31 protein-coding genes, 1 pseudogene and 1 other annotated feature are annotated in these 26,719 nt (G+C 30.7%); of the genes and pseudogenes, 12 read left to right on the top strand and 20 right to left on the bottom strand.

The window, feature by feature from the left end:
* Nucleotides 1-9 precede the first annotated feature (9 nt).
* The 6 genes and pseudogenes from fabG to FYJ33_RS13495 form a co-directional block, all read right to left on the bottom strand.
* Nucleotides 10-750: a 3-oxoacyl-[acyl-carrier-protein] reductase gene (gene fabG / locus FYJ33_RS13520; protein ID WP_154532243.1), complete on the bottom strand. Its 741-nt coding sequence runs from the start codon at nucleotides 748-750 to the stop codon at nucleotides 10-12.
* Nucleotides 750-1,700, bottom strand: coding sequence for an ACP S-malonyltransferase (gene fabD, locus FYJ33_RS13515; RefSeq protein ID WP_154532242.1), 951 nt, complete (start codon nucleotides 1,698-1,700; stop codon nucleotides 750-752). Before fabD ends, fabG begins: the two co-directional genes overlap by 1 nt.
* A gap of 4 nt (nucleotides 1,701-1,704) precedes the next feature.
* The gene (fabK, locus tag FYJ33_RS13510; protein ID WP_154532241.1) at nucleotides 1,705-2,634 is read right to left on the bottom strand and encodes an enoyl-[acyl-carrier-protein] reductase FabK; all 930 of its coding nucleotides are present in this window, start codon (nucleotides 2,632-2,634) and stop codon (nucleotides 1,705-1,707) included.
* Between the two features lie 72 nt (nucleotides 2,635-2,706).
* Entirely contained in the window at nucleotides 2,707-2,934 is a 228-nt protein-coding gene (gene acpP, locus FYJ33_RS13505; protein ID WP_277644532.1) for an acyl carrier protein, read from the bottom strand.
* 187 nt (nucleotides 2,935-3,121) lie between these two features.
* A pseudogene (locus FYJ33_RS13500) lies at nucleotides 3,122-4,099 on the bottom strand (beta-ketoacyl-ACP synthase III).
* A gap of 1 nt (nucleotide 4,100) precedes the next feature.
* Nucleotides 4,101-4,562 (bottom strand): MarR family winged helix-turn-helix transcriptional regulator, encoded by a 462-nt coding sequence (locus FYJ33_RS13495; RefSeq protein WP_154532239.1) that lies wholly within the window; start codon nucleotides 4,560-4,562, stop codon nucleotides 4,101-4,103.
* 137 nt (nucleotides 4,563-4,699) lie between these two features.
* Here FYJ33_RS13495 and FYJ33_RS13490 point away from each other — a divergent pair, with 137 nt between their 5' ends.
* Both FYJ33_RS13490 and FYJ33_RS13485 read left to right on the top strand, forming a co-directional pair.
* Nucleotides 4,700-5,539 (top strand): biotin--[acetyl-CoA-carboxylase] ligase, encoded by an 840-nt coding sequence (locus tag FYJ33_RS13490; protein WP_154532238.1) that lies wholly within the window; start codon nucleotides 4,700-4,702, stop codon nucleotides 5,537-5,539.
* A 496-nt stretch (nucleotides 5,540-6,035) separates the two neighbouring features.
* The gene (locus FYJ33_RS13485; RefSeq protein WP_154532237.1) at nucleotides 6,036-6,572 is read left to right on the top strand and encodes a biotin transporter BioY; all 537 of its coding nucleotides are present in this window, start codon (nucleotides 6,036-6,038) and stop codon (nucleotides 6,570-6,572) included.
* A 116-nt stretch (nucleotides 6,573-6,688) separates the two neighbouring features.
* Here the strand turns inward: FYJ33_RS13485 and FYJ33_RS13480 are convergent, their stop codons facing one another.
* The 5 genes from FYJ33_RS13480 to FYJ33_RS13460 all read right to left on the bottom strand — a co-directional run bounded on the left by FYJ33_RS13480 (nucleotide 6,689) and on the right by FYJ33_RS13460 (nucleotide 9,130).
* Nucleotides 6,689-7,237 (bottom strand): Uma2 family endonuclease, encoded by a 549-nt coding sequence (locus FYJ33_RS13480; RefSeq protein ID WP_154532236.1) that lies wholly within the window; start codon nucleotides 7,235-7,237, stop codon nucleotides 6,689-6,691.
* A gap of 93 nt (nucleotides 7,238-7,330) precedes the next feature.
* On the bottom strand, nucleotides 7,331-7,489 hold the full coding sequence (locus FYJ33_RS13475) for a hypothetical protein (RefSeq protein WP_154532235.1): 159 nt from the start codon (nucleotides 7,487-7,489) through the stop codon (nucleotides 7,331-7,333).
* A gap of 22 nt (nucleotides 7,490-7,511) precedes the next feature.
* The gene (locus FYJ33_RS13470) at nucleotides 7,512-7,943 is read right to left on the bottom strand and encodes a hypothetical protein (RefSeq protein WP_154532234.1); all 432 of its coding nucleotides are present in this window, start codon (nucleotides 7,941-7,943) and stop codon (nucleotides 7,512-7,514) included.
* A 138-nt stretch (nucleotides 7,944-8,081) separates the two neighbouring features.
* Entirely contained in the window at nucleotides 8,082-8,588 is a 507-nt protein-coding gene (locus FYJ33_RS13465) for a MarR family winged helix-turn-helix transcriptional regulator (RefSeq protein WP_154532233.1), read from the bottom strand.
* A 137-nt stretch (nucleotides 8,589-8,725) separates the two neighbouring features.
* Nucleotides 8,726-9,130 (bottom strand): hypothetical protein, encoded by a 405-nt coding sequence (locus FYJ33_RS13460; RefSeq protein ID WP_154532232.1) that lies wholly within the window; start codon nucleotides 9,128-9,130, stop codon nucleotides 8,726-8,728.
* 820 nt (nucleotides 9,131-9,950) lie between these two features.
* Between FYJ33_RS13460 and FYJ33_RS13455 the strand changes: the two genes are divergently transcribed.
* From FYJ33_RS13455 to FYJ33_RS13445, 3 genes are read left to right on the top strand one after another with little or no spacing between them, the layout of a single operon-like run.
* Nucleotides 9,951-10,178, top strand: coding sequence for a hypothetical protein (locus FYJ33_RS13455; protein WP_206046701.1), 228 nt, complete (start codon nucleotides 9,951-9,953; stop codon nucleotides 10,176-10,178).
* A 59-nt stretch (nucleotides 10,179-10,237) separates the two neighbouring features.
* On the top strand, nucleotides 10,238-10,951 hold the full coding sequence (locus FYJ33_RS13450; protein WP_154532230.1) for an ABC transporter ATP-binding protein: 714 nt from the start codon (nucleotides 10,238-10,240) through the stop codon (nucleotides 10,949-10,951).
* Nucleotides 10,952-10,953: 2 nt separating this feature from the next.
* Nucleotides 10,954-12,153, top strand: coding sequence for an ABC transporter permease (locus FYJ33_RS13445; RefSeq protein ID WP_154532229.1), 1,200 nt, complete (start codon nucleotides 10,954-10,956; stop codon nucleotides 12,151-12,153).
* A gap of 124 nt (nucleotides 12,154-12,277) precedes the next feature.
* On the opposite strand, the gene FYJ33_RS13440 is transcribed toward FYJ33_RS13445, so the two are convergent.
* From FYJ33_RS13440 to brnQ, 7 genes are all read right to left on the bottom strand, one after another.
* Nucleotides 12,278-13,345 (bottom strand): NAD(P)H-dependent flavin oxidoreductase, encoded by a 1,068-nt coding sequence (locus tag FYJ33_RS13440; protein ID WP_154532228.1) that lies wholly within the window; start codon nucleotides 13,343-13,345, stop codon nucleotides 12,278-12,280.
* Nucleotides 13,346-13,712: 367 nt separating this feature from the next.
* The gene (locus tag FYJ33_RS13435; protein ID WP_154532227.1) at nucleotides 13,713-13,886 is read right to left on the bottom strand and encodes a hypothetical protein; all 174 of its coding nucleotides are present in this window, start codon (nucleotides 13,884-13,886) and stop codon (nucleotides 13,713-13,715) included.
* Between the two features lie 106 nt (nucleotides 13,887-13,992).
* Entirely contained in the window at nucleotides 13,993-14,217 is a 225-nt protein-coding gene (locus FYJ33_RS13430; RefSeq protein ID WP_154532226.1) for a hypothetical protein, read from the bottom strand.
* A gap of 256 nt (nucleotides 14,218-14,473) precedes the next feature.
* Nucleotides 14,474-15,490, bottom strand: a complete 1,017-nt coding sequence (locus tag FYJ33_RS13425; RefSeq protein WP_154532225.1) for a PTS transporter subunit IIC — start codon at nucleotides 15,488-15,490, stop codon at nucleotides 14,474-14,476.
* Nucleotides 15,491-15,522: 32 nt separating this feature from the next.
* Nucleotides 15,523-16,470 carry an L-lactate dehydrogenase gene (locus tag FYJ33_RS13420; RefSeq protein ID WP_154532224.1) on the bottom strand — a complete coding sequence of 316 codons (948 nt, stop codon included), beginning with the start codon at nucleotides 16,468-16,470 and terminating at the stop codon, nucleotides 15,523-15,525.
* A 314-nt stretch (nucleotides 16,471-16,784) separates the two neighbouring features.
* Nucleotides 16,785-17,939 carry a M50 family metallopeptidase gene (locus FYJ33_RS13415; protein ID WP_154532223.1) on the bottom strand — a complete coding sequence of 385 codons (1,155 nt, stop codon included), beginning with the start codon at nucleotides 17,937-17,939 and terminating at the stop codon, nucleotides 16,785-16,787.
* Nucleotides 17,940-18,041: 102 nt separating this feature from the next.
* Nucleotides 18,042-19,379, bottom strand: a complete 1,338-nt coding sequence (gene brnQ / locus FYJ33_RS13410) for a branched-chain amino acid transport system II carrier protein (protein WP_154532222.1) — start codon at nucleotides 19,377-19,379, stop codon at nucleotides 18,042-18,044.
* A gap of 280 nt (nucleotides 19,380-19,659) precedes the next feature.
* Nucleotides 19,660-19,903: a binding site (T-box leader), on the bottom strand.
* Between the two features lie 402 nt (nucleotides 19,904-20,305).
* Between brnQ and FYJ33_RS13405 the strand changes: the two genes are divergently transcribed.
* Entirely contained in the window at nucleotides 20,306-20,485 is a 180-nt protein-coding gene (locus FYJ33_RS13405) for a hypothetical protein (protein ID WP_154532221.1), read from the top strand.
* 335 nt (nucleotides 20,486-20,820) lie between these two features.
* Here FYJ33_RS13405 and FYJ33_RS13400 read toward each other — a convergent pair whose 3' ends face one another.
* Nucleotides 20,821-21,468, bottom strand: a complete 648-nt coding sequence (locus FYJ33_RS13400; protein ID WP_154532220.1) for an HD domain-containing protein — start codon at nucleotides 21,466-21,468, stop codon at nucleotides 20,821-20,823.
* Between the two features lie 333 nt (nucleotides 21,469-21,801).
* Between FYJ33_RS13400 and FYJ33_RS13395 the strand changes: the two genes are divergently transcribed.
* On the top strand, nucleotides 21,802-22,353 hold the full coding sequence (locus FYJ33_RS13395) for a GNAT family N-acetyltransferase (RefSeq protein WP_154532219.1): 552 nt from the start codon (nucleotides 21,802-21,804) through the stop codon (nucleotides 22,351-22,353).
* A gap of 90 nt (nucleotides 22,354-22,443) precedes the next feature.
* Complete coding sequence (locus tag FYJ33_RS13390) at nucleotides 22,444-22,671, top strand: hypothetical protein (RefSeq protein WP_154532218.1); 228 nt, start codon at nucleotides 22,444-22,446, stop codon at nucleotides 22,669-22,671.
* Between the two features lie 8 nt (nucleotides 22,672-22,679).
* Here the strand turns inward: FYJ33_RS13390 and FYJ33_RS13385 are convergent, their stop codons facing one another.
* Entirely contained in the window at nucleotides 22,680-23,159 is a 480-nt protein-coding gene (locus FYJ33_RS13385) for a flavodoxin family protein (protein WP_154532217.1), read from the bottom strand.
* Between the two features lie 333 nt (nucleotides 23,160-23,492).
* On the opposite strand from FYJ33_RS13385, the gene FYJ33_RS13380 reads away from it, so the two are divergent.
* The 4 genes from FYJ33_RS13380 to FYJ33_RS13365 all read left to right on the top strand — a co-directional run bounded on the left by FYJ33_RS13380 (nucleotide 23,493) and on the right by FYJ33_RS13365 (nucleotide 26,504).
* Complete coding sequence (locus FYJ33_RS13380) at nucleotides 23,493-23,696, top strand: hypothetical protein (protein ID WP_154532216.1); 204 nt, start codon at nucleotides 23,493-23,495, stop codon at nucleotides 23,694-23,696.
* Nucleotides 23,689-24,645, top strand: coding sequence for an ATP-grasp domain-containing protein (locus FYJ33_RS16900; RefSeq protein WP_154532215.1), 957 nt, complete (start codon nucleotides 23,689-23,691; stop codon nucleotides 24,643-24,645). The genes FYJ33_RS13380 and FYJ33_RS16900 overlap by 8 nt, the downstream gene beginning before the upstream one ends.
* 77 nt (nucleotides 24,646-24,722) lie before the next feature.
* Complete coding sequence (locus FYJ33_RS13370) at nucleotides 24,723-25,493, top strand: hypothetical protein (protein ID WP_206046700.1); 771 nt, start codon at nucleotides 24,723-24,725, stop codon at nucleotides 25,491-25,493.
* A 201-nt stretch (nucleotides 25,494-25,694) separates the two neighbouring features.
* Nucleotides 25,695-26,504, top strand: coding sequence for a hypothetical protein (locus tag FYJ33_RS13365; protein ID WP_154532213.1), 810 nt, complete (start codon nucleotides 25,695-25,697; stop codon nucleotides 26,502-26,504).
* The last annotated feature ends 215 nt before the right edge of the window (nucleotides 26,505-26,719 follow it).

Below are 26,719 nucleotides of genomic sequence, written 5' to 3'. Positions count from 1 at the left end.
GTCAACCTCCTACATTACCATTCCGCCATCAACGTGAATAACTTGTCCTGTTACATAATCAGCATCTTCTGAAGCTAAAAATCCAACAACCTTAGCCACGTCTTCTGGTTCTCCAAATTTCTTTAGAGGAATAACTTTAAGCATTTCATCCTTAACCTTTTCGTTAAGTCCCTGAGTCATAGCTGTATTAATATATCCTGGGGCTACTGCATTTACCTGGATTCCTCTTGATCCAAGCTCCTTTGCAAGTGATTTTGTCATACCAATTACTCCAGCTTTTGAAGCTGCATAATTGACCTGGCCAGCATTCCCTACAATACCTACAACAGATGAAATATTAATTATCTTTCCCTTCTTCTGTCTAAGCATTATAGGTGATACATATTTAAGGCAGTTAAATGTGCCTTTAAGATTTACATCTACTACTTTGCTGAAATCCTCCATTTTCATTCTTAATATAAGATTGTCTTTTACTATTCCAGCATTGTTTACAAGTATATCTACTTTTCCAAAGCATTTTTTTGCTTCATTTATTAGGTTTTCAGCCTCTTCTGCAATGCTGACATCAGCTTTTACAAGAAGTGTCTTTACGCCTAGATTTTCTATTTCTTCTTTTAATCTTTCAGCTTCCTCTAAGCTGCTTCTATAGTTAATAACTATATCAGCTCCTAAAGATGCAAGTTTTACAGCAATAGCACGACCGATACCCTTTGTTGCACCAGTTACTACTGCACAATTTCCATTAAGCATTAACATTCCTCCTGTAGCTTTTTTATACCTTCAATGGTATTCTTAAGACTTTCCATATCATAAACATTGAACACAGCTGCATCCTTCTTGATTTTCTTTACAAAACTTGAAAGTGTTTTAGCTGGCCCTATTTCAACAAATATCTCTGCACCATTATCAATCATGTCTTTAACTATATGTGTAAAAAGCACTGAGCTTACTACCTGCTTTTTAAGCATTTCCTTAACATCGTCATCTTTTCCATAAGCTTTACCTGTAACATTACAGTAAACCTTAGTCTGCGGAGATGAAACCTTGATATTCTTAAGTTCATCCTCTAGTTTTAAAGAAGCACTCTCAAGCATTGAACAGTGAAATGGTGCACTTACTGGAAGCTTTACTGCTTTTCCGCCTTTTTCCTTTGCAAGTACAATAGCCTTATTAAGAGCTTCATTTGCACCTGAAATAACAATTTGTCCTGGGCAGTTATAATTTGCACATTCAACTATTGAATCTTCAGTTGATACAGCACTGCATATTTCTTCAACAGTCTCATCATCAAGCTTTAAGATTGCAGCCATACCTCCAACTCCTAAAGGTACAGCTTCCTGCATGAACTTTCCTCTTTTCTTAACTAGAGGTATTGCATCTTTATAATTTAATGCCTGTCCATAAATCAGTGCATTATATTCTCCAAGACTAAGTCCAGCAGCCATATCTGCCTCTACTCCAAATGATTCAAGCGCACATTGTGCTGCCATGTTGAATGCTACAACAGCAGGCTGCGTATTTTCAGTTTCATCAAGTATCTCCTTATTATCACCAAAAATCACATCAGTAATCTTGAAGCCTAAAGCTTCATCTGCATCATCAAATATCTTTTTTGAACTTTCTAATGAATCATAGAAATCTTTTCCCATATTAAGTTTCTGCGAACCCTGTCCTGCAAATAGAAATGCTATCTTCTTCATAACTTCATCTCCTAAATCCGTTTGATAAGCTTTCAGCCTGACTTAAAATTTCTTCAATCATTTCTTTTGATGTCTGTTCTTTATTAATCATACCAGCTATCTGACCAGCCATTATTGAACCATACTCATCATCACCAGTTACAGCTTTATATAAAGATCCTGTTCCAGCCTTTTCAAACTCATCGATTGAACCACCTTCTTTTTCAATCTTTAAAAGCTGTCTTGAAAGCTTGTTTCTTAAAACTCTTACAGGATGTCCTGTAAATCTCCCAGTAACTTCAGTATCTATATCTTTGGCTTTTAAAACCTTGTTTTTATAATTCTGATGAACTGTACATTCTTTTGCTACAAGGAATCTTGTACCAATCTGTACACCTTCAGCTCCAAGCATCATTGCTGCCATAAAGCCTCTGCCATCTCCTATACCTCCTGCTGCAATAACAGGAATTGAAACTGCATCAACAACCTGTGGTACAAGTGCCATAGTAGTAAGAGCTCCTATGTGTCCACCTGATTCTCCACCTTCAGCAACTACTGCATCTGCTCCCATCTTTTCCATTCTCTTTGCAAGAGCAACTGATGCTACAACAGGTATTACCTTAATACCATTCTCCTTAAATTTTTCCATGTACTTGCCAGGGCTTCCTGCTCCAGTAGTTACAACTTTAACTTTTTCCTCACAAACAAGCTCTACAATTTCTTCTACATTTGGAGTCATAAGCATTATGTTTACTCCAAAAGGCTTGTCTGTCATTTCCTTAATCTTTCTTATTTCATTCCTTACCCAATCTGTAGGAGCAGCACCAGTAATAATTCCAAGTCCACCAGCTTCGCTTACTGAAGATGCCAAAGAAGCATCAGCAATACGAGCCATTCCACCTTGAATGATAGGATGTTCTATATTTAATAACTCAGTTATTCTAGACTCAAACATATTAACCTCCCTCAACAAATAAAGAGCTTTTTGTTAATGTAGAATACACATTATTTAATGTATAATTCTAAATTATTTAGCAGCTAATTTTTCATTAACATAATCAACTGCATCTTTTACAGTTTTGATCTTTTCAGCATCTTCAAGCTGAACATCATAAGCTTCTTCAATTTCAACTATTACCTGGAATAAATCAAGTGAATCTGCACCTAATTCTTCAAAAGTAGTTTCTAAAGTAACTTTATCCTCATCTATTTCTAACTGATCACATATTATCTTTCTTATATTTTCAAACATTATCAATTCCTCCAATTTCATATAAATATTTTTATTTTTAGTTTAATAATCAATTAATACAATTTTCTGTAAGCAAAAGATTACAAAAGGCTAATGCATACGTTAAAATAACGCATACTAATGATTGTCCTCTTTCTTGAACTGCCGCAAGGGAGTTCAATCCGAAATTATACATTTTACATTATAAATTCTAAATTTCTACTAGTATTGCTCCGTAAGTTAGTCCACCACCAAAGCCTACTAATATGACTTTGTCACCTTTCTTAACTTTATTTTTTCTAAACGCTTCATCAAGTGCTATTGCTATGCTGGCGCTTGATGTGTTGCCATAGTCTCTAATGTTTAAGTAGAACTTGCTACAGTCAACATTCAATTTGTGCGCTGCATAATCTATTATTCTATAGTTTGCTTGATGAGGTATAATGTATGCTATATCATCAATGCTCTCATCTGTTTTTTCTAAAACTTCTTTTACTGCGTCAACAATCACCCTTGTTGAGAATCTTAATACCTGTTTTCCATCCATAGTTATAAATTTATTTATATTAGTTCCTTTATTATTTGAAAAAGGACTTATTACAGGCTTTTCTTCCATCTCAAGGTATTGACCCTTGTCTCATTCTGCTGCAGTAAGCGCATAAAGTATTCCCTTTTTATTATCATCAGCTTTGAGAACAGCAGCACCTGCACCATCACCAAACAGTACAGCAGTGCTTCTGTCACTCCAATTAACATATTTAGATAATACTTCTGCGCCGATTACAAGCACGTTATTATGACGCCCACTTCTTATCATAGAATCTGCAATATCAACTGCATATATAAATCCTGAGCAAGCTGCGCTTACATCAAAAGCTGATGCATTAACAGCCCCCAGTTTTTTCTGAACCATGCATGAAACTGATGGCATCTGCATGTCAGGAGTTATAGTTGACACAATAATAAGATCAATATCTTCTGCAGTCATTCCTGCATTTTTTATAGCTTTAAGTCCCGCTTCATAAGCTAGATCTGATGTATTCTCTTCTATTGAGATACATCTGTTTTTTATGCCTGTTCTGCTACTTATCCATTCATCATTAGTATCCATAATCTTTGATAGATCATCATTAGATACTATGTTGTCTGGCACATATGAACCTGTTCCAGCTATAATTGAATTTCTCATATTAATGCTCCTTACTAGTTAAATTATATTTCTCCTTGAAGAATTTATTTAATTTGTCTAATGAAGTCATTAAAATTCCTTCTTCAGTTTCATCTAAACCTTCAATAGTAGTCTTTATTAAGTCTCTATGGAATTTTTCATGTACTCTGTAAGCTACCTTTCCCTGTTTTGTTAGTTGAATAAGTACAACACGTCTGTCTTCCTCAATTCTTTTTCTCTCAACATATCCCTTTTTAATAAGCTTGTTTATAGCTGTTGTCAGAGTTCCTACAGTAATTCTTAAATCTGCAGCCACTTCAGACATAGTTCTTGCAGTGTACATCCCTATAGCTTCTATAGTGTGCACTTCAGTAATTGAAAGATCACTAATTCCTCCATTCCTTATAGCGTTCTGCTCAATTTCAAGAATGTCATTAAACAGTTCTACAAGCAGTTCATTAAGTACAGCTTCATTTTTATGCATTTTTGAGATCTCCTTTTATTGAATTTTATCGTACGAATTTATCAAAAACAATTTGCTTTGATAATCAAAATATACTATAATCAAAATATGTTGTCAATGAAATTTAATGAATTTTATGTTAAGAAAGGATTAACGCAATGAGTAAAAATACTTCAAAACATAGTGATACTCTTGAACCCAGTAATTTCCAAAAATTTTTAAAAACTTTATATTTGGGTCGTGATTACAGATATTACAATGTTATTGATTCTACAAATAAAGAAGTCAAAAGACTTATAAGCAAAGGCCATAATATAAAAAATGGTTCAGTATTCATATGCGAAACTCAGACAAATGGTTATGGAAAATTTAATAGGAAATGGCATTCACCAGAAAAAAGCGGCCTGTGGTTTACAATTGTACTTAATATAGAAGATGCAGATATAGACATAACAAAAATCACACTGCTTACAGGTGCATCTGTATGCCAATCTCTTAGATCATTTAATATTGATTCTTATATTAAATGGCCAAATGATATTTATATTAACAATAAAAAAATCGGCGGCATTCTTACTGAAAGAATGTGGTGCAGCCAAGAACGCAGTTATTTAATTATCGGCATAGGGCTTAATATAAACTCTACAGAGGATAGTTTTCCTAAAGAACTTAAAGATTATGCTACATCAATTTCAATCGAAACAGGTAAAAATTTCTGCAGAGCTGAAATTCTCTGCTCTATATTAAGCTGTTTTGAAAATTTTTTAGATGATTTAAAAAGAAGTGCAAATTACGACAAAATCTTAGAACTTAATAGAAAATATTCCAATATTCTTGGTAAAAAAATAAAAATTTTAAACCCTGATGGTTCTACATATGAGACAGAAGCATTAGCACTTTCAGATAATGGTTCACTTGTAATACGTGATAATTTAGGCAAAAGAAAAGAACTCATTTCTGGAGAAGTGTCTATACGCTGTAGTTATAATGCATGCTAAACAATATTTTAAGCTAAAATTCAAACATCGTAAGCACAAAGCATTTAATGTATATTTTATACTGTATAATTAAAGGGAAAACTAGCAGAACTTTGCCTGCTAGTTTTTATCTTAAATGGAGGCAGATCCTCCAAACCACCTATGGAATTACTGAACTTAATTTCATTTTATGAGGGTGGAGCTTGTCCACCCTTGAACATCTCAAATCAGAAATATTCATATTAAATAAAGCTTGTCCACCCACATAAATTTTCAGAAACTCCCCATAGGGAGTTTCCTCAGAAATTATACATTATACAATATACATTCCAAAAGGTTTCGTCCTAAACTGTACATTATACAATATACACTATACATTTGATGGAGTGTGTTTCTTAATAAACGTTTAATTGAAAGCAATTAAATTACGCACAATTTCATAAAAAAAAGAGAAAATTTATTTGTGCATCATCAACATGGATTTATATGGAAATAAAATGTAAAGGAGATTTTAACAATGAAGACAAGAAAAATAGTTTTAATTTCATTATGTAGCGCTTTAATGTTTATCTTTTCACAGATGACAATTCCACTGCCATTTACAGCAGTGCCACTGACTATGCAGGTTTTTGGTGTGATTCTAATATCCTCACTTATGCCATCAAGCATAAGTCCAGTAGCAATACTTATTTATCTGCTGCTTGGTGCTATAGGAATCCCCGTATTTGCAGGATTTTCAGGTGGATTTACTGCATTAATTGGACCTAACGGAGGATATCTTATAGGATTCCTTTTAATGAGTATTGTAACTTCAATTACAGCAGCATCAAAAAACAAAATTGTTGTTTTTACCGGTGCCTATGTTGGGCTAGCTATTGATTATATATTCGGTGTGCTTCAACTTAAGATTGTCACAGGCATGACTTTAGGAGCTGCACTTGCTGCAGGACTTTATCCATTCATAATAAAAGATATTATGATGACAGCTGTGGCAGTAATTATTGCAGCCAGAGTAAAGAACAGAATTCCAGAAAGGCTATTATGCAGATCTTAATATGGTATAACTAGATAAAATTAGACTACCTTTGCAGCATATAATTTCATCTTTTTGAATACTATTTTCTCATCTGTAAAAAATGCACGCTACAAACTCAGTAGTGTGCATTTTTATTATTCAAATATATCTTCTAATTTAATTTTAAGCCCTTCAAAGAATGTACTTACATAAGTATCGTTATCTTTGAATGTATTACTTATCCTATACTGTCCATCTGTCAGGGTATACTGCACTATATGGCCATCCTGCTCAACAATATTATATTCCTGCACACCAAAACGCTGGTATATATCAAGCTTAGTTATATAATCATGTGAAGCTGTACTTTTCGAAATAACTTCAAATACTATTTTAGGAGCAGATGTAAAGCTTTGTCCTTCTCTTGATGCATCTTCACATTCAACAAAAACATCTGGTTTAAATTTATATACTTCATTATCTTTTCTAAAAATAACTTCTATAGACTCAGTATATGCTTTGCACTTTGAACCTTTTAAATAAGATGTTAAATTAAAACTTAAGTTTGTTATTATCTCATTATGTTTAATTGATGTACTAGATGATAACACCACATGACCATTGCAGTATTCTGCTTTGCCATTGTAATTAGATTGTATATCTTCAAATTCTTTTTCGGAATACGTATATTCTCTAGCGTGCATATATACCCACCTCTCTTCATTTAGTATAATTATATCCTATAAAAACAGATTCAATCAACAGATTTAAATTTCTAATTAACTGCATAGTTCATATTATCTCTTCTTTAGAATCCTGCCGCTGACAATTGATGATAAAAGTAATGCTGCTATATCAAATGAGGATCTAGTAATTATGTCTGGTAAAGCATTTTTATAAATTAAAGCCATAAACCCATTAAATATAAACCAGTTTAATCCAATTATAATAACCATGATCTTGAATGACTTTTTCAGATTACTCTTCTCCTTTGAAAATAGTGGATAAAGCTTTATTAGCGTCTATTGCCCATGGCTTTTTATGCACGCTATTTTTTAATGTAAGTGATGATATAACAACACACATGATAATAGCTACTAATGCTTCTCCAATACCCATAACAAACTGATATATCAAAAAATCTATTCCCCATGTCTTGAATGGTGACGCCTCAACCATTACTTCCTGCATACCTATAAAATAAATCAAAGCAAAACAGATTCCAAATCTCAAACCGATCTGCAGCTTTGAATAATCGGAAGTTCTTCCAAAGTACTGCATTGTAAAAGCACAGTGCGAATAAATCAAAAGAAAATAAAATACTGCTACAGCTGGAAAACCAAATGTCAAAACAATTATGCTGTCAAAATCCTGCGCATTAACATCACTTGGCAGTAACATCTTAGACATTATAGCCAGAATTGCTGCTGTAATTACAGCAATAACATTAACTATTATTATCTTCTTAATACTTATTTTTTTTCATTCATATAAAACATCCCCCAATTATACAGTAATATATTACGTTTAAAACCATAAGAAATCCATTTAAGATTTCTTTTCTATGATATTAGAATTAACTTTCTCAATATTGTCCTTTATTTTAGCAAAACTTTTGAAAAACTCTGCTACCTGCGCATCTGAAAAACCTGCAAAGATATTGTCCAATATGGCAGAAGTTTCATCATCACTTTCTCTGCAGTAAATCCACCATTTATCAGTTGGACATAACCTTATAGTATTTCTGTCGCCTTCGCTTTTGCAGAAATCAACATAACCTTTTTTACGCAGAATCTGTGCAATCTGTTTAATATTCTGCCTTGAACATCCCATCTTTTCACCTGTCATACTTAACGTAGGCATTTCTTTGAAGCTGCTGATAATAGCCATTAATAGCCACTGCTTGCTTGTCAGACTGTCTTCACTATTCTGTGAACTGTTAAACATATTTTCCAGCATGTTTGAACAAATAAGTATGGACGCAAACGAAAATCTTTTCATCCATAAAACACTGCTGAAATCAACGCTAGTTAAATTTTCATCTTTAATTTCCATGCTCTCTCCTCTTAACCGTAATATATTAAAAAGTAATAAGGGGAGCTTGTCCCCCTTATTCGAACTCAATTTTGGCGCAGTTCAATTATTAATTAATCAATACTAACTCTTTGCTTCTCACTAATCTATATAATCTTTTAATTTATAGAATTCTCGCATATCCTGTATTCATAATCTCCCCACAATGTCTGCCCATCCTTGATTATTTTCCCTAGTACGGGTTTAAAATCATTCTTCTTAGCAAAAGCCAGCATAGCATCTGAAACAATAGCTTCTAGAATTATATATTCAATTTTATTGATTATACAGTACTCTAAAAAATAATTAAACAACAACTTAAATGTGCCAGTGCGCTTATGTTTAAATGCAACTCTTCTTATAATAAACTTATTTTCCAATATGCTTATACACAAGTCCAGTTCATCATTATCATCACTGCTGAAAATTATCTTACCGCATTTAATCTCATATTTTACTGTACAGTTTTCCCTTTGCTGAAGGATATTAATTACTTCAAAGAATTCTTCATTTGTAAAATCCATTAGCCACCTCAATATAATAACTATTTTTTTCTTTTGTTAACACTATTGCTTATATTTTCGGTGCTGTAAATCAAATATTAATGCAGCAGATAAATAAAGGATGATAAAATCATCTTCACTAATAAATTCAAAAAATATTTCATGAAGTTTAGCATAATTTAATTTAGCTCAATCAATTTTCTAATTACTACAGTATAATTTATTGTGAAAGCTTGCCCTCTATTAAATTCTTTTATTTATAGATATTTTTATATGATTGTACAACGAATAGGTAACAATTAATAAAAAGAAAAAAACTGCCAAACGTCAGTTTTGAAATAATGTGAGGACAAGCCCTCCTCTATATTGTTTTAAATCATAGATACTAGCATTTTTAAGAACGTTTGGAGGATATATCCTCTATCTATTATAATTCATTAGCAGAGCGTAATGAATTTTGACTTGATACAGCTTGTCCACCCAATCTGAATTTATAGAAACTCCCGATAGGGATTTTCGTCCTAAATTATACATTATACAATATACACTATACATTACAAGGAGTGTATTTCTTAATAAACGTTTAATTGAAAGCAATTAAATTGCGCACAATTTCATAAAAAAAAGATAAAATATTTAAACAGTTTAAAATAACAATCAGTTAAATAAATACGCAAAAATATTAAATATTGTCAAATGATATTGTTCTCCTTAAAATATTAGTAAAAATTATTTACTTTTGCAAATAATTGTTTATTATATCATTATAAGTATTTATTTAGATTTAATTGAAGGAGGAATATATAAAATAAAAAAAGTAGTAAAAACATTACTAACTTCTATGCTGTTAATGTTCCTAGTAGTTCCAACTGCCTTAGCTAGTCAAAGAGCCGAAGTATTAGCAGAAACTGTAGATAAATATGAAGGTAGTCATCACATAAGTCATAAAGAATATACTAAAACACTTTCTTTTCGTAATGGTTATAGATTAGCAAGTACTAGATCATATGATTCTTATGAGAGAATTTATAGACTTCATCATGTAATCTATAATTATAGAACTTACTAAAAAATATTAAGATTTGATCCAAATAAATACTTGTATTATTGTTAATGGGGGCTATGTATATGATGATTTTAAATTTATCTAATGTAACAAAAATAATATCAAAAAAAACGATCTTAGATAATATTAATCTTTCCGTAAATGAAGGTGAGATATTTGGATTCTTAGGGCCTAATGGTGCAGGTAAAACAACTACTATTAAGATAATTACAGGTTTAATAAAGCCAAACTCAGGTGAAATTACTATAAACAATGTGAAACTTTCAGAAAATAAATTAAAGGCAATAAGCAATGTAGGTGCTATTGTAGAAAATCCTGCCTTATATGATTATCTAACAGGACTAGATAATTTGAAAATCGTTGCAAAATTAAGAAATGTAAAAAAAAATGATTTAGATTATATTATTGAAAATATTCTTGATAAAAATAGGCTTAACGACAAGGTAAAAAAATATTCTCTTGGTATGAAAGAAAGACTAGCTATAGGTTGTGCAATGGTTGGAAATCCAAAATTGCTTATCCTTGATGAACCAACTAATGGACTAGATCCAGAAGGAATAATTGATTTAAGGAATTTATTAAAACACCTTGCACATGATAAGAAAATGACAATATTTCTATCATCTCATCAATTAAGTGAAATACAAAATACATGTGACAGAGTTGCTTTCCTTAAGAATGGTAAAATCATAACAACAGAATCTGTTGATGATATCCTCAAAATGGATGGAACTCTTGAAGAAAAATATATATCACTTATGAATAAGGAGGGCTAGAAATGTTTAAAATTACAAAAATAGAATTGTTAAAATTATTAAAGCAAAAGAAAACATATATCATTTTATTTATGCTTATATTACTTATGTTTACCAGCCTTAAAACAAATTCACTTGACATGAATCATATTATTTCAATGAATTATGAAAATGCTACTATGATTGATTCTACAAAAAACTCAATCAATATGATAAAAGAGCAACTGAAAAATGATACATTTACCAGTGATGAAAAAAAAGAGTACAAAGAAAAATATCTTCCAAACGCTGAAAAAGAGCTAAAAAACGTACAAATAATCCAAGATAAAAATACTGATCCTATGGATAAACTTAAGGCAAAAATTGAACTTATGAAATGTGAAATTTTTGAAATTAATTCTGGGAAATTATCTTCAGGTTTCTCAATGTCTCAATATAATATGGAACTGCGTTATCTGCAGCATTTATATGATAACAAGATACCTGAATCAAAATATCCTATGTATAATTCATTTAATTATGTGCTTAATTTCTTTACTGATATTGGTGTGGCAATAATAATCCTTCTTTTTGCTATCTTGTCTAGTGATATTGTTTCAAAAGAGATGGATGATTCTACAATAAAATTGCTGCTTGTTCAGCCTGTTTCCAGATTTAAAGTCTTACTAGGCAAATATATGGCTATTATATTATCTGCAGTATGCATGCTATTGCTTACTTTCGCTGTATTCTTTATTATATTTGGATTTATGCATGGTTTCGGCACTCCATCTTATCCTGTTCTAACACACATAAAATATGAACCTCATGCTATCCCAGAGGACAGTATTCGTTATCTTTTTGATGGTAACTCAGGATACTTTGTCACTTCACTAAATTTAATTATTAAAGAAATGTTATTTTTTATCTTAATATGCATTACAACAGTATCTGTAAGTTTTATGATATCTGTATTAATAAATAAATCAGTACTTGCTATAAGCATCAACGTAATAATAAATGCTGCACTTATGTATCTGATTTATGGCACAACATTTGTTAAGAATATAAGTCAATATTTTTACTTATCATATATACGATCAACAGATGTATTTACAGGAAAGATATATTCCATATTGCAAAATACAAAGCTGATTCCAACCCAGGGCATAATTGTAATGATCATAACTATAATAATATCTTTCAGCATATCTAGTGTTGTCTTTACAAAAAAGGATATGTAAAACAAAAAGTCCAGTGAAATTGTGTATAGCAATCTAACTGGACTTTTTAAGGTTTCCCCTATATCAAAATAGTATTAGCCATCAAAGTGCTACTAAGAAATAATAGTCAAAGATAATATTACTATTAAATAGCAGCTTCAGCTTCTGTTACTAATTCATTTATAAGATCATGTACTTTGACTATCTTATCATTTCTATATCCATTAGTTCCTGTAAAGATAAGTCCATGGTCTACATCACCTTTTACTGCATTCACAAGTGCTCTAGTTATACAGTATGGTGTAGTTTTAGGGTTACATTTCTTTACACAGCCAAAGCATCTATTTACCTTGACTTTTCCTTCTTCCACATCTTTTAGAAATTGATTGTGGACAGCCCTTCTTGGCATACCAACAGGACTTTTTATTATCTTAATTTCATCTTCATGACATTTTAAGAATTCCTCCTTGAATTTTATATCTGCATCACACTCTTCAGTGCAGATAAATCTTGTAGCCATCTGAACTCCATCTGCTCCAAGCTTTAGGAACTTCGCAATATCACTTCCTGTATATATCCCCCCTGCCGCAATAACAGGAATTTCTTTTTCATCTTTATAAGACTTAGCAACTTCTATAACTTCAGGAACTATCTTGTCTAGTGGCTCCTCTTCATGATCAAGAAGCTCGTCCATCTTAAATCCTAGATGTCCACCTGCTTTAGGTCCTTCCACAACTAAGAAATCAGGCAGGTAATTATACCTTTCCTTCCATACTTTACACATTAATTTTGCAGCCCTAGCTGAAGAAACAATCGGTGCAATCTTGACGCTGCTTCCCTTTGTATATTTAGGAAGAGTTGTAGGCAGACCTGCACCTGAAATTATCACATCAGCACCGGCTTCAACAGAGGCCTTTATAAAATCCTCATAATTATTCATTGCAACCATTATATTAACACCAATAATTCCACCATTGCTCATAGACTTTGCCTTTTTTATTTCTCTCTTTAATGCTCTTATATTTGCTTCTTTAGTATTAGTTTCAAAATCCTCTTCATTAAATCCAGGCTGAGCTGCTGATATTACACCAATTCCACCTTCTCTTGCAACAGCAGAAGCAAGACTTGAAAGTGAAACGCCAACACCCATTCCTCCTTGAATTATTGGCAGCTTTGCTGTCAACTCTCCTATGATTAATGATTTTAAATTCATTATTATCACTCCTTAAAAATATTTTTATCCTAAAATATTTTGACAATCAAATTATATTTTATTTAGAGTTTAATGTCAATAATTATGTTGTTAACATTATGTTATCTAGTATGTAAAACTAGATTGTCAACATCATATATATTGTAAATGTTTAACTATGACTTTAATGACTTGTATAGTTTTAGATATACATAAAAAACTTTTCGAGAGGTATAAGCAGGTTCATCAGTAATTTTAAGAGACGGCAGTAAATATTACCACAACAGAAAACAAATAATATGTATTAGAAATATATCAACAAGATGTAAAAGTGATTGAGAATTATTTAAAGTTAAACGCCCTATAAAATAAAAATATCAGTAAGATGCTATGGCATCATAGCATTTACTGATGTTTTCAATACAATTACACCTAGAACAATCGTCAAAACAAGAATACCTAATGATATCACCATTGCTGCATTTGCTGATGATTTTGTTTTCCGAATCTCCATTTCATCATCTGTTCCTTCATCGTATAAATCGCTACCAACTTTCTTCATATAGTGTCACTCCTTTTTCTATAGATATTAATTCCCTATACCAGAATTATATACCTATATTGTTGCCAGTTTATTACATTTTTATTTCATTTGTTGATACTTTTTATTAATTTTTTTCTATTATCTGTGAAAAGCAGATATTTCTTTTATACAGTACGAAATCATCTCCGTTCATAGTACTGACTTTATGCACTTCTCCACCTGAATCAAGCCATGATTTTAAATTCTCATATTGAATATTACTTATCGTATTATTAGCAACACTCTGGTTGCTAAATTTTAAAACATGTCCTCCTACAAAATTAATAATTATTGATTTATAATATGCCATAATACCACCATCTTAAATTTATTAAGCATCATTCATTTTCCACTGCGATCACAAATAATGCTATTACATTTAATTTTATAAGAAAAACTTAAAAAGTATTCATCAATAAATTATTTACTATGAACTAAAATTATTAAAAAATGATGTTTTTTGAATGCAATTTCCTAGACATTAAAAAAAGAGCCCACGATAGAACTATTATCTATCATACGCTCTTTTATATTTCTTTAATTGTTTATATTTTCTTTATTGGAAATTAAGCTTCCATCTTAAGGTCGCCTTCTTTAATCAGGCCTTTTTTCTTCATTGCTATATAAACTATGAATGAGATAATTCCTGGGATTACTATACCACCAGCAATATATATTCCTAAGCCTTTAATTCCTTGAGAACCTAAGATACTGATTGGTGCAACGAATGAGCATAATCCCATACCAGCTAATGCTGTTTCAGCTGTAAAATTTAATCCTGCAACTGCTATTGGTGCAGCGATAGCTGAAGCTACTAAAGTTGGTATCATAATCTTAAGGTTTCTTGTTACGTTTGGTAACTGAACCTTTGGTGTACATAATCCTATTGCAAGGATTGCACCCATGTTGTTTTCTTTGTATGACATTATTACAAATGATACAAATGTAGCTGTACATCCGATAAGTGCTGCTGCTGATGCATGACCATTAAGTCCAAGTGCTAAAGCAAGTGCAACAGATGATGCTGGAGATACTAAAAGTATTGCCCAAAGTACTGCTATAACTATAGAAGATACTATTAAGTTAGACTGAGTAGCTCCTGTTATTGCTCCACCAACTGTGTTAAGTATTGGAGTTATAAACTGTGAAGCATAGAATCCGAATAACCCACCGATTACTACTGCTGATAGGGGTACGATCATCATATCAAGACTTGTCTTACCTGAAATTCTTTTACCTACATATGTAGCTACTATACCTGCAAGAACAGCTCCTATTGGCTCTCCAGTCTTTATAAGAATTCCTACTTCCGGAGTTATTGTCATTGCTGCTGCTCCAAGAGTTGATGCTGCCATCGCTGAGAATATTGTAAGTGCATTAGCTCCTAAAGCAAATGCTATACCAGCCCCTATTCCAGGCGCCATAAGCATCTTAGTAACTGTACCTATAGTTACTAGTGGGGCAAATCCTAACATCTTACCGATGTTTTCTAAAAGTAGTCCTATACCAAGTGTTACAAAGATACCCTGTGCAAGACCTGATGAACCTTTAAATATTCTATCTTTTATATAGCCGTTTTTCATTTATTTTTCTCCTTAGAATAATCCTTAAAATCTTAGTATCCGATATGTGACATATATTCTCTTAATACATTGTTTGATTTCTTGAACTTATCCATTTCTTCTTCTGTCATATCTATTTCTACTACTCTTTCAGCACCATTCTTTCCGATAACTGTTGGTACTCCTGTATATACGTTGTTTTCGCCGTATTCACCTTCAAGTAGTGATGATACAGGTAATATCTTCTTTTCATCGTGGAATATTGATTTGATTATTCCAGTAACACATGAAGCTATACCATAATATGTAGTTCCTTTTCTGTTGTATACTTCCCATCCAGCTCTAGCTGTTTTTTCAACTATTTCGTCAAGATCTATTTTAGCTAATTCTTCGTTTTCTTCTCTCATTTTTAAGAATGACTTTCCAGCTACGCTAACATTTGACCATGGACACATCTGAGAATCTCCGTGTTCTCCCATTGCATATGCATGTATTGATCTTGTATCAATTCCATCTAAATGTTCTGATAAGAAATTCTTAAGTCTTGATGAATCTATTGTAGTTCCTGTTCCTATTACCTGGTTCTTTGGAAGCCCAGATAATTTCCATACGTGGTATGTAATTATATCAACTGGGTTTGATGCAATTACAAAGATTCCGTTGAATCCTGATTCCATTATTGGTGTAACTATTGAATCACAGATCTTAGCACTTACTCCTAAAGTATCAAGTCTAGTCTGTCCAGCTTTTGGTGCTGGTCCTGCTGTTATTACTACTACATCAACATCTGTACAATCTGCATATGTAGCTGTTCTAACCTTAGTTCTCTGAGACATGAAAGGAACTCCGTGAGTTAAATCCCATGCTTCACCTTTTGCTTTTTCTTCATTGATGTCGATTAATAACAATTCATCACATATACATTGGTTTACCATTGCAAATGCACAGCTTGAACCAACAAGTCCTGTTCCAACTACTGCTATTTTTCTTGACTTTAACATAAATAATCCTCCTAAAAGCTTTTTCTCTTGTTTTTCAATTATTTCATCAATCGTTATGAAAAGAAACTTTATTTTCTAAATTGTCTGTCTTTTCTAACATCAATTTTATATCATGATTGTTAATTTTTCAACAATTTTTTCACATTGACTCGTTAATTTTACATACTTCTATTATTTTATATAAAATAATCAAAAATAATTCAATGGTTTTATATAAAAAAAGATGAAAGTCATATACTTTCATCTTATCAAAGACACAAATTTATAGTTTTATTAATCTACTTCTTTCCCTAATGTTTCCCTTTTTGATCTTACTATTCCCCCATAGCACTGTTCTGTGAATCATATCTTGCTTTTGCATAACTTAAAAGATCTCTTTCACTCTCCACTTCGCATTTATGAGGATGTTTTCCTGCATATTTCTCAAACAAAGTAAGGTACTGCTGTGCTTTATTCTGATCATTTTCATATAAAAGACTATATGCATACTGCGTTCTAATTACTGAAATATTCTTTTTAGAAACTGCTGCAAATTTTTTAACTTCTTTATCAAAAAGCTCGTCTACCTTTTCTTGCGAATTTTCTGTAACAAGCTCAGCATAAATAATCTCTAGCTTGACTGCGCTTTTATAAATTGGAATAAGTCCTTCTGCATTTTGCAGTATATAATGCCCCTTTTCAATTACTCCTGCAAAATTCATCTTGTCCATTTCTCTGCTCACAGCATTAGCACCTATAGATGCAGATAAAGCATTATTAAGATACTCTTTCTCTGGAATAACAAACAGCTCATCATCCATATCTTTAAGTCTTACTTCTTTAGTTATAAGTGCATTAATCTTCATCATTTCGTAAAAACATCTTCTTGCATTGCTGCTTCTCATAAGATCAAGAGTATTTTTTCCATCGTTATTAACTGCTCCTGACATTGGTACTGCATTTAATATTGCAAATGCTATGCCAAATGCCGCAAAGAGAATTAAAAAAGCTGATAAATATCTATTTCCCCTTGTAAATAGATAAAGTATTCCCGCTAAAACTGACCATATTAAATTATTTAAAGAACCTCCAAGATTATAAAGTATGTATGGATAATTCCCATCATTATAATCATTAATATATAGCAGACACTGGCCACCTGTACCAGCAAGTGAAAATCTCTTAACCTTTATACCATCTTTCTTTTTTACAAACATAATACTGCCGATTCTAAATGAAGCAAATTCATATCCAGTCATTAGACCAAATATTAAATGGCCACCTTCATGAATAATAATCTGCATAAAACAAGCCAGATATAATATTAAAATAAGAAACAGAAAAAGCATCGACTTCTGTGCAATACCTGTATTGGGCAGAGAAGTATCTATATATCTGGCTCCAAAAAATCCTGCTGCTCCACATAACGCTAAAAATAAAACTACAGTTATAATCTGACCCAAGTGCAATTTTTTCTTTTCATTTTTCATAGATTTATCTCCTACTATTTTTATTACAACTATTATACAGGAAATTAAATTCATAGTCTATAAATTACAATCAGGTCACAGAAAAGGTTTTACCTGCTTAATTTATTCCATTGATACTGCTGCCTGTTGTGCTTTTTTCTTTGTCATTACCATCTCTAATCCCAATCCCAGCAGTGCTCCAACCACTGCAGGTACTATCCAGCATAACCCATTACTGAATAGCGGAAGTTTACTTACTAAGTTTGTGACAAATCCAAGCTTGATGTTTGTCTGGTTTAATGCATCAACAACGCTTACTAATCCTGTGAAAAGTATTGTCATTTTATATACATAAGTTGTGTTCTTTAGATACTTATCAAATAATGAAAGAACAATAAGCATAATTGCTACTGGATAGATTGCTGTAAGTACTGGTACAGAAACCGCTAATATCTTTGTCAGTCCCATGTTAGCAAGTCCCATACTCCATAATGTTAAGATTACTGTCCATTTTTTATATGACAATCTGCTTACGCTTGAAAAATATTCACTACATGAAGTTATAAGGCCTACAGATGTAGTTAAGCATGCAAGTGTGAAAATTGCTGCTAAAAGAATAGCTCCAGGTTTTCCAAAAATATAAGTTGTTACATTAGTAAGAGTCTGTGCTCCATTTTCAGTCATTTTAAATCTCAATCCACTGCTTGCCCCAAGATGACAAAGAATTGAGTAAATTACAATTAAAAGTGTTCCAGCTCCAAATCCTGCTTTGATTGAAGAAGAAACTACTGTTTTATTATCATTAACGCCCCTTGATTTTACTGCTACTGCTATTACAATACCAAAATTTAATGCCGCAATTGTATCCATTGTCTGATAACCATCAAGAAATCCCTGTGTAAATGCAGAATTCACATAATTTCCAGTTGCTTGTCCATATGATCCAACTGGATTAAATAAAGATGATACAAATAATAATGCTATTAATACTAAAAGCATAGGTGTCAGTACTTTTCCCAGTCTATCAACAAGCTTTGATGGTGAAGATGCCAGCCAGAAAGCTACTGCAAAAAATACAAGTGTGTACATAAATCTTGCTGTTCCAACTGAAAATCCATTTGGCAGATAAGGTGATACTGCCATTTCAAAAGGAAGACTTCCTGCTCGTGGTATCCCAAGACATGGTCCAATTGATAAATATATAAGTACAGTAAATACTACTGCAAATTTATTATTTACTCTTGCTGCAAGATTTCTAAGCCCCCCACACTTAGCAACTGCAACTACTCCAAGTACAGGAAAACCTACTGCTGTAATGAAGAATCCAGCCATTGCAACCCAGGCATTTTTCCCTGCTGCCTGTCCTAAAAATGGTGGAAATATTAAGTTTCCTGCTCCAAAAAATAATGAGAAAAGCATAAGGCTTACTAAAGCCATATCTTTCTTTGATAATTTATTCATTATACTTACCCCCAAATAAATTTAATTTCATATTTTTTTTATACTAATTTTTACTATTAAGGGTTAATTACTGCTACACCATAGAATTTATATTTATTTTATATTTGCAATATAGCAGTTATTATTTTTATACCCCCCAGTTAACTTCTAACTTTAATTTTAAAATGCCACATATGTCACTAATGTCCATGTGCATTCCCCCTTTTCTCATACAAATCCATTGAAATAACACTTTACTCCCCACTGTAAAATGCACAAAAAAACGCCCCTCATAATAATTATGAGGGACGAAAAGTTCCGCGTTACCACCCTGATTCTATAAACATAAAATTTATAGCACTCATTTCGTATCGAAATCAATACGCTGCTCTTATAACGGTGAGAGTTTCCGGAATGACTTACTTAATTTCAGTCATACTTCTCAGAGATGATTTTCTGATACATATTGAACATCGCCTTACACCAAAATGACGACTCTCTTAAGAACAATAACGTAACTTACTTTTTCTCTTCAATGAATTTAACTTATGCTTATATAATAGTAAGTTATTAACATTTTGTCAACGTAATAATCAACTTTTTATTACTTTTATATTAAACAATCCATTCAACATATATTTTATTAATTAAACGTTGAATTAAACTCCTTTTTTTGACAAATTAATTATTTATAGTATTTTTAAATTATACAATATTTTTCTCTATACTAACCATTTTTATTAATAAAAATTATAGTAATTTCATACTATGATAACTTTTCTTTACGTTTTCATTTTTAAAAACATAAATATATACATTTACATTTTATTGCATATATCTTTTTATCATTAATTTAACTAAAAAAAACACATTTTTAGATTATAATATTTTTCATTTAATGGATTTTTCTTTGAATTGTTCTATAATATAAGTGGGGGTGAGAATTTATGAACGCATATGATTTAACAAGACAATTTATCGAGGTTCTAGGTGATATCGATGCTCTTATTGAAAAGAAAGGAAAGACTTCATCTTCTGCACAAGATAAGCTTCTAGATGACAAAATTACAGTACTTGAAAATAAGATGTTTGATATTAAAAATAAGTTGAAAGAGACTGAGATATAAAAATAAAGACCAAAACTAATTTTGGATCTTTATACTTAATCTAGATAAAAGAAAATTATAGAACTAATGTATATTTTATATTGTATAATGTATAATTAAGGATTGAAATTATCTGCACTACGTTAGCTAATTTCTTAATATTAATGGAGGACACCTCCAAACCTCTGTAATTATTAATTGCAAAAAGTTTTAGAGAGAAATGTGTTCTCTTATATATTGGCTTTGGAATTCCCCCAAGGGAGTTCATTCCACAATTATACATTATACTTTATACATTATACATTTATATTTAGCTTAAATTTACTGAGAAACGTGTATATTAATTAGTCCTTATTTTAGATGTTCCATTCTTTGTAAAATTCTTTTAAGAATTCTTCCATAAATTCATGTCTTTCTTTAGCTAGTTTTTTTCCTGTTTCTGTGTTCATCATATCTTTTAGTTTTAATAGCTTTTCATAGAAATGATTAATTGTGTGATTCTTTGTATTTTTTACTTCATCTAAAGTTTTAAAACTTTTTGGTTTTATTGATGGATCATACATCATTCTGTTTTTGCTTCCTCCGTAAGCAAATGTTCTTGCTATTCCTATTGCTCCTATGGCATCAAGCCTGTCTGCATCTTGAACTATTTTTCCTTCAATAGTTTTCTGAGTTGAATCCACAACTCCTCCTTTAAAAGAAATCTTTTTTATTATTGCACATACTCTTTCTATAGTATCATCATCAGCATCTACGCTTCTTAAGAACTTTTCTATGTTAGAAGTGTTTGTCTCATTTGTATCAGTAAACTTCCAGTCATCAACATCATGTAAAAGTGCAGCAAGAGACACTATGTATTTATCAGCGCCATTTTCCCTTTCAGCTATGTATAGAGCTGTCCTGTATACCCTGTAAATGTGGAAATAATCATGTCCACTACCCTCTCCATAAAATTTTTCCTTAATAAACTCAACTGTCTTATTTACAATTTCATTCTTATCCATAATAATCTCCTTAATAACATGTTTTTACATACTTAAATAACTAACTAAATAAACAGAAACTAGTGCATAGTAAATGATAACATATTTTGCCTTATTCAGAAATAAAACAGCTCACTGATAATCTAAAAAGCAGTAATAACATAGTCATCTTGGGAGGTGAAGACATTTCTACCTATACTCGAAGAAAATCCTACCTTTTATATAGAAATGGAAAAATCATCTTTTTACAGCTGTCACAATTTAAACCATGCTATTACATTATTGGAATAATAACAATTTAATAGTATTATAATTATAAATATAAATTATAATCAACACTACAAGGAGATTAATATGGCAGAATTATTTGATGTTTTTCCAGAACTTAAGAACGATAAAATCATCATAAGAAAGATGACTGAAGACGATATTGATTCATTATCTGAAATTACGAATAATGATAATGTGTATAAATACATACCACCTTTCCTTTACAAGAAAAGCAGGGGAAATCTTTTGGCTGCAATCAGGAATCTTGGTGGCAGAGACTTTGATAAAAAGAAGATGATTATTGCTGGTATCTACTTATGTGAAAATCCAGATAAACTTGTTGGACTAGCTGAAATGTTTGATTATAAAAAGCGTGCAAATAAAATAACAATAGGCTACTGCATTAATGAATCCTACTGGCATCAAGAAATTGCAACAAATGCTGTTAAGCTTATGGTTAATTACCTCGCTCACGAAATAGGTGTTAATAAATTAAAGGCTTATGTGATGCCTGAAAATATATATTCTGCAAAAGCGCTGCTTAAAAATGGTTTTGTTAAAGAAGAAGACCTGCAGCAGGAAAAGAACTGGGGTGGACAAGATACTGTAGACGTGGAAGTATACACTTATGAATAAAGCATAGTAATATATAATTTAGACGAAGAAGCTAAAGATAATCTTTTAAGTCTCTGCTGTACTGATGATAAAGAGATAATTACTAAGCAGATGAAACTTAATCATGACGAGCCTTATTATAAAGTTACAGATAAATCCCTTATCCCTTTTTTAGCTAGACTTAACACAAGAGAAGTATTCTTTGTCACATTTTACTTTACTAAAAAGCCACTGACAGTCTGGGGCAATTATAATATGACATTTCCATGCTTTACAGAAAACAAAGAAGACTTGGAGTTTTACAAAAAAATAGCTAAGCATTATAGCTTAGCATATTAATTTTTAGATTATAAATTTAATTTATCAATTTCTGATACTAAAGCATTAATATCATCGTCATTTGGATGTTGCACTGCTTCCTCAAGTTTATCTTTAATCGCTTCATACATTTCAGGGTTATCTTTTTTTATGGCATCCTGCTTAGCATCAGACACTTTACCCTGACACATATATGTTCCAATAATAGTGTTTGATGATGGAACATGTGCTTTTACATTAGACAAAATTTCTTCAAAGTACTCTTTAGTGTTGTTATAACCAGCTGTACCAAATATAAATAACTTCTTATCTGAAAGCTTTTCTATAAATGATTGTACCTCTGCACTACAAGAGTTTTTACCTGTCCAGAATCCTAAAAATATAGTATCAGCAGAAAGTGCTTCATCAGAAGGCTTGCCATAATAGCACTCATGAATTTTGTTTTTAATAGTTTCTGCTAACTTTTTTGTATTACCAGTTATACTGCTATATACTATTGCATATTTCATATCAATCACTCCTTAATTCTACATGCAGCACAAACTCTTAATGGATTATTACGCGCAATCCATCTTATTTATCCTACAAAATTATTAAAATATTATTCTTTATATAGTATCCTTTCTTAAATGGAATTTATGCAGAAAAAGCTGTGAACGAAGGAGATTGGAAATATGAGGAGTGGACATTGTTTGTACCTTAAGGAAGTATGAAAATTTTATAGTTAATATAGTAATTTAAGAAGTCATAAAAAGATATGACTTCTTTTTTGCGTATTATATATACAAAAAGAAATAATTATGGTATATAATGTATATTGAATAAAAAATAGGGGGAGTATCATGAAGCATTTATTTCTTGATAAAATATATAGGTTTGATATAAACAAAAGGAAAAAGGATAATTTGGTAGATTATATATATAACTCAAGGTTAGGATATTGGGTTGATGAGAAACTTAATCCATGTATAACAGATGTAAATTTTGCAAAACCTCAAACCAAAAAATGTGATTGTGAAACAGGGGAGGATAAAAAAGGTGAATAGAGTTGACTACTTGGTTATTGCTGATACAAAAGATTTTACAAGTGATTATATTACTATAGAATTGAGAAAAAGAGAGAGATGTTACCTTAGAATTAATAGAGATAAATTTAGTGAGTATTCTATTCAATGGGATATATTTAATGAGAAGATGATAATAGAAATAGAAAAAGAAAGATATTACATAGACTCTCAATTGAAAGGTGTATACTATAGAGCACCTGTATATTTAAGATTTTATTCTCAAAATAGCTATGAAGAACAGCTATATAAAAGTCAGTGGATGGCGTTTGTTAAAAATCTTATTTGTTTTGAAAATGCAGTATGGATAAATAATCCTGTTGATACATATAAAGCAGAGAATAAAATGTTACAATTAAAATATGCAAAAGAACTCGGATTTACTCTTCCAAAAACTTTAGTTGTTAATAGTTATTGTAATAACATTGATATTAATAAAAAGTATGCAATAAAATCAATAGATACATTGTTACTAAGAAATGATGAAGAAGAATGTTTTTTATATACAAATATAGTAAGTGGGAAAGAACTTAAAAGTGCATCATTAAGTATGGCACCAGTTGTTGTACAAGAATTGATAAACCCTAAAGTGGATTTAAGAATTACGGTAATTGGAGATATCGTATACGCTGTTAAGATAGTTAAAGATGGAGAAGGTATAAATCAAGATTGGCGTAAAGAAAAGGACGATGTTAAATTTGAGGTTATTAATTTACCAGATGAGATTAGTGAAAAGTGTATTAAGTTAGTTAGAAAATTAGGATTAAGATATGGAGCAATAGATATGGCTGTATCTAATGGTAAATATTACTTTATAGAGATAAATCCAACTGGAGAATGGGCATGGTTAGTAGAAAGTTCTGGATTAAAGATATATAAGGATATAGTTAATACTTTGGAAAAAAATAAGGAAGGAGTAATGGAATTTTAGTGGTGGGAGACAAAGTTAAGAATTTTATAAAAAAAGAATTGTTTCCAATGATTCAAAACAATTCAGCTGAAAAAAAAATGAATGAGAAAATAGCTCGAATTAGTAACTATGACAGTGAAGATATTAACAATTTAGAATTGCAATATGTAAGGTTTGATAATCAAACTAAGTTAGAGAATATGAAGAGTGAATATGATAATTCTATAAATAGAGTAGCTAAGTTTGAAGATAAAGCAAAAAGTAATTTAGTTGCAATATCAATATCAGTAACAATAATTTTAGGTTTAATCAAACCAATTAATGAAATATATACTAAATATAACAATATAGTGATTAAAATTATAGGAACAATACTATGTTTTGGAGTAGTTTTTTTCATGTTGTATGCTGGAATATTATCATTAAAGGTTTTAATGGAGAAAAATGTATTATATAAAGTAAGTTTAATTGAATTAAATAAAGTGAACTTAATCCAATTAAATAATAGCGATGAGCCTATGAAAAAAACATATGCTCAGAATATAGAATTAAATGAAATGAATAACACAATAAGAAATAATTATATAAATACTAGTTTCAGATGCATAAGGAATGCTTTATCATTGTTAGTAGTAATATTTATAATAGGGATTATACCAATTTCGAATAATCAAGAAAATGATATGGAAGATAAGCTTAATGAAATACAAGATAGTATTAATGAAATAAATAATGATATAACAAGATTTAAAGTAGAAGAAAGTAATAGTACGGATTTAATAAATAAACAAGAAGAAAGTATGAAAAAGTTAGAAGAAGATATTGCTATTTTAAAGTCAAAATTGAGTGAACAAGAGAATAAGAAATAATGAGTAAGTAAGGTGACCATAAATATGTTACCTTATTTTTATAGTATATTAATAAGATTAATATAAATATTAAGTGAATTTTATTTAAGTTAGATTATATAATATAAATATAAGAAAGGTGGTGTAACAATTGGGTTTACTCCTATAACCCAAAGAAGCCAATTAATTAATTGGTAGTTATTAAAAAGGAGAGAATTAATTATGAAAAAAATTAATAAAAAGCAAGTAGCAGAAATATTAGGGGTACACACTAAAAGTTTATCAAGATGGGATAATGAAAAAATAAAATATGAATTAGCTAAAGCCTGTTATAAGGTAATTGACATAGCTAAAGAAGGCAGAAGTATTTATTTTTATATTGAATATGAAGAATATGCACAGAGTAATGATGAATTTTTAGGAGAAGTATTTAGGGTAAAAGACATTAAAAATTTAAAGATGTATACTAGAAGAAAGATTCAAAGCATAGAAAAGAAAGAATTAATAACTAGAAAAGAGTTATGCAGTGATATTAATGTTGCTATTAGAACAAGTAAAAGATATGATGAAAAATTAATAGAAAATGGTGTGTTTCAAAAGTTAGATGATGAGATTTACATATGTGTTAATAAGGAAACTAAAGAAAGAGTTTTAGTTAATAGAGAAGTGTATAATAATTTTTGGAGAAAGAATTCACTAATTAAGAAAGAATTAAAATCATTAGCTAAGAGATATGCAAAAAAAGAGTTTTCTATAGATGATTATAATTATTTGAGAGATATTATAATATCAAAATCAGATAGCAAAAATATGTATTACAAGGTAAATAAGATAGTTATAAAATATGATAATTATTTATATAATATGTTGATGGAAGAGGATGAAAAAGCCTCTTCTTTTTTGTTAGGTAACAGTTGTGGCCCACTCATAATAATATATAATGGGGACGTAGATGTTACCTATTATAAAAAATTATTTGGAGCAACTTGTTGCGACAATAGGCGAATGAGTGCAACGAATGAAGCCTACTAGATTTAAAGTGGGTATAGTGTTTAATTAGTGCTTTTGTCAATAAGAAAGTGTACCACCTTGCTAATTAAAAAGTGTACCACTTAGAATAAAAAAATAATACCTGCTTTCAGTTGCGGGTGATATTATAATTGCTACTGTTGTACAGACTTATTATTAAGGCCTAATAGATGTTCTTTTTGCTGTCGGTATCTATAACTTTCTCCATTAAAAGTTAA

The organism is Inconstantimicrobium porci, assembly GCF_009696465.1.
Taxonomy (GTDB): domain Bacteria; phylum Bacillota; class Clostridia; order Clostridiales; family Clostridiaceae; genus Inconstantimicrobium; species Inconstantimicrobium porci.
This window is presented reverse-complemented; position numbering and strand designations above follow the sequence as displayed.

What these genes read in the sequence shown, in the direction of transcription:
- fabG (WP_154532243.1), bottom strand. Translation starts at nt 750, where the DNA reads ATGCTTAATGGAAATTGTGCAGTAGTAACTGGTGCAACAAAGGGTATC.
- fabD (WP_154532242.1), bottom strand. Translation starts at nt 1,700, where the DNA reads ATGAAGAAGATAGCATTTCTATTTGCAGGACAGGGTTCGCAGAAACTT.
- fabK (WP_154532241.1), bottom strand. Translation starts at nt 2,634, where the DNA reads ATGTTTGAGTCTAGAATAACTGAGTTATTAAATATAGAACATCCTATC.
- FYJ33_RS13495 (WP_154532239.1), bottom strand. Translation starts at nt 4,562, where the DNA reads ATGCATAAAAATGAAGCTGTACTTAATGAACTGCTTGTAGAACTGTTT.
- FYJ33_RS13490 (WP_154532238.1), top strand. Translation starts at nt 4,700, where the DNA reads ATGAGTAAAAATACTTCAAAACATAGTGATACTCTTGAACCCAGTAAT.
- FYJ33_RS13485 (WP_154532237.1), top strand. Translation starts at nt 6,036, where the DNA reads ATGAAGACAAGAAAAATAGTTTTAATTTCATTATGTAGCGCTTTAATG.
- FYJ33_RS13480 (WP_154532236.1), bottom strand. Translation starts at nt 7,237, where the DNA reads ATGCACGCTAGAGAATATACGTATTCCGAAAAAGAATTTGAAGATATA.
- FYJ33_RS13475 (WP_154532235.1), bottom strand. Translation starts at nt 7,489, where the DNA reads ATGGTTATTATAATTGGATTAAACTGGTTTATATTTAATGGGTTTATG.
- FYJ33_RS13470 (WP_154532234.1), bottom strand. Translation starts at nt 7,943, where the DNA reads ATGTCTAAGATGTTACTGCCAAGTGATGTTAATGCGCAGGATTTTGAC.
- FYJ33_RS13465 (WP_154532233.1), bottom strand. Translation starts at nt 8,588, where the DNA reads ATGGAAATTAAAGATGAAAATTTAACTAGCGTTGATTTCAGCAGTGTT.
- FYJ33_RS13460 (WP_154532232.1), bottom strand. Translation starts at nt 9,130, where the DNA reads ATGGATTTTACAAATGAAGAATTCTTTGAAGTAATTAATATCCTTCAG.
- FYJ33_RS13455 (WP_206046701.1), top strand. Translation starts at nt 9,951, where the DNA reads ATGCTGTTAATGTTCCTAGTAGTTCCAACTGCCTTAGCTAGTCAAAGA.
- FYJ33_RS13450 (WP_154532230.1), top strand. Translation starts at nt 10,238, where the DNA reads ATGATGATTTTAAATTTATCTAATGTAACAAAAATAATATCAAAAAAA.
- FYJ33_RS13445 (WP_154532229.1), top strand. Translation starts at nt 10,954, where the DNA reads ATGTTTAAAATTACAAAAATAGAATTGTTAAAATTATTAAAGCAAAAG.
- FYJ33_RS13440 (WP_154532228.1), bottom strand. Translation starts at nt 13,345, where the DNA reads ATGAATTTAAAATCATTAATCATAGGAGAGTTGACAGCAAAGCTGCCA.
- FYJ33_RS13435 (WP_154532227.1), bottom strand. Translation starts at nt 13,886, where the DNA reads ATGAAGAAAGTTGGTAGCGATTTATACGATGAAGGAACAGATGATGAA.
- FYJ33_RS13430 (WP_154532226.1), bottom strand. Translation starts at nt 14,217, where the DNA reads ATGGCATATTATAAATCAATAATTATTAATTTTGTAGGAGGACATGTT.
- FYJ33_RS13425 (WP_154532225.1), bottom strand. Translation starts at nt 15,490, where the DNA reads ATGAAAAACGGCTATATAAAAGATAGAATATTTAAAGGTTCATCAGGT.
- FYJ33_RS13420 (WP_154532224.1), bottom strand. Translation starts at nt 16,470, where the DNA reads ATGTTAAAGTCAAGAAAAATAGCAGTAGTTGGAACAGGACTTGTTGGT.
- FYJ33_RS13415 (WP_154532223.1), bottom strand. Translation starts at nt 17,939, where the DNA reads ATGAAAAATGAAAAGAAAAAATTGCACTTGGGTCAGATTATAACTGTA.
- brnQ (WP_154532222.1), bottom strand. Translation starts at nt 19,379, where the DNA reads ATGAATAAATTATCAAAGAAAGATATGGCTTTAGTAAGCCTTATGCTT.
- FYJ33_RS13405 (WP_154532221.1), top strand. Translation starts at nt 20,306, where the DNA reads ATGAACGCATATGATTTAACAAGACAATTTATCGAGGTTCTAGGTGAT.
- FYJ33_RS13400 (WP_154532220.1), bottom strand. Translation starts at nt 21,468, where the DNA reads ATGGATAAGAATGAAATTGTAAATAAGACAGTTGAGTTTATTAAGGAA.
- FYJ33_RS13395 (WP_154532219.1), top strand. Translation starts at nt 21,802, where the DNA reads ATGGCAGAATTATTTGATGTTTTTCCAGAACTTAAGAACGATAAAATC.
- FYJ33_RS13390 (WP_154532218.1), top strand. Translation starts at nt 22,444, where the DNA reads ATGAAACTTAATCATGACGAGCCTTATTATAAAGTTACAGATAAATCC.
- FYJ33_RS13385 (WP_154532217.1), bottom strand. Translation starts at nt 23,159, where the DNA reads ATGAAATATGCAATAGTATATAGCAGTATAACTGGTAATACAAAAAAG.
- FYJ33_RS13380 (WP_154532216.1), top strand. Translation starts at nt 23,493, where the DNA reads ATGAAGCATTTATTTCTTGATAAAATATATAGGTTTGATATAAACAAA.
- FYJ33_RS13370 (WP_206046700.1), top strand. Translation starts at nt 24,723, where the DNA reads ATGAATGAGAAAATAGCTCGAATTAGTAACTATGACAGTGAAGATATT.
- FYJ33_RS13365 (WP_154532213.1), top strand. Translation starts at nt 25,695, where the DNA reads ATGAAAAAAATTAATAAAAAGCAAGTAGCAGAAATATTAGGGGTACAC.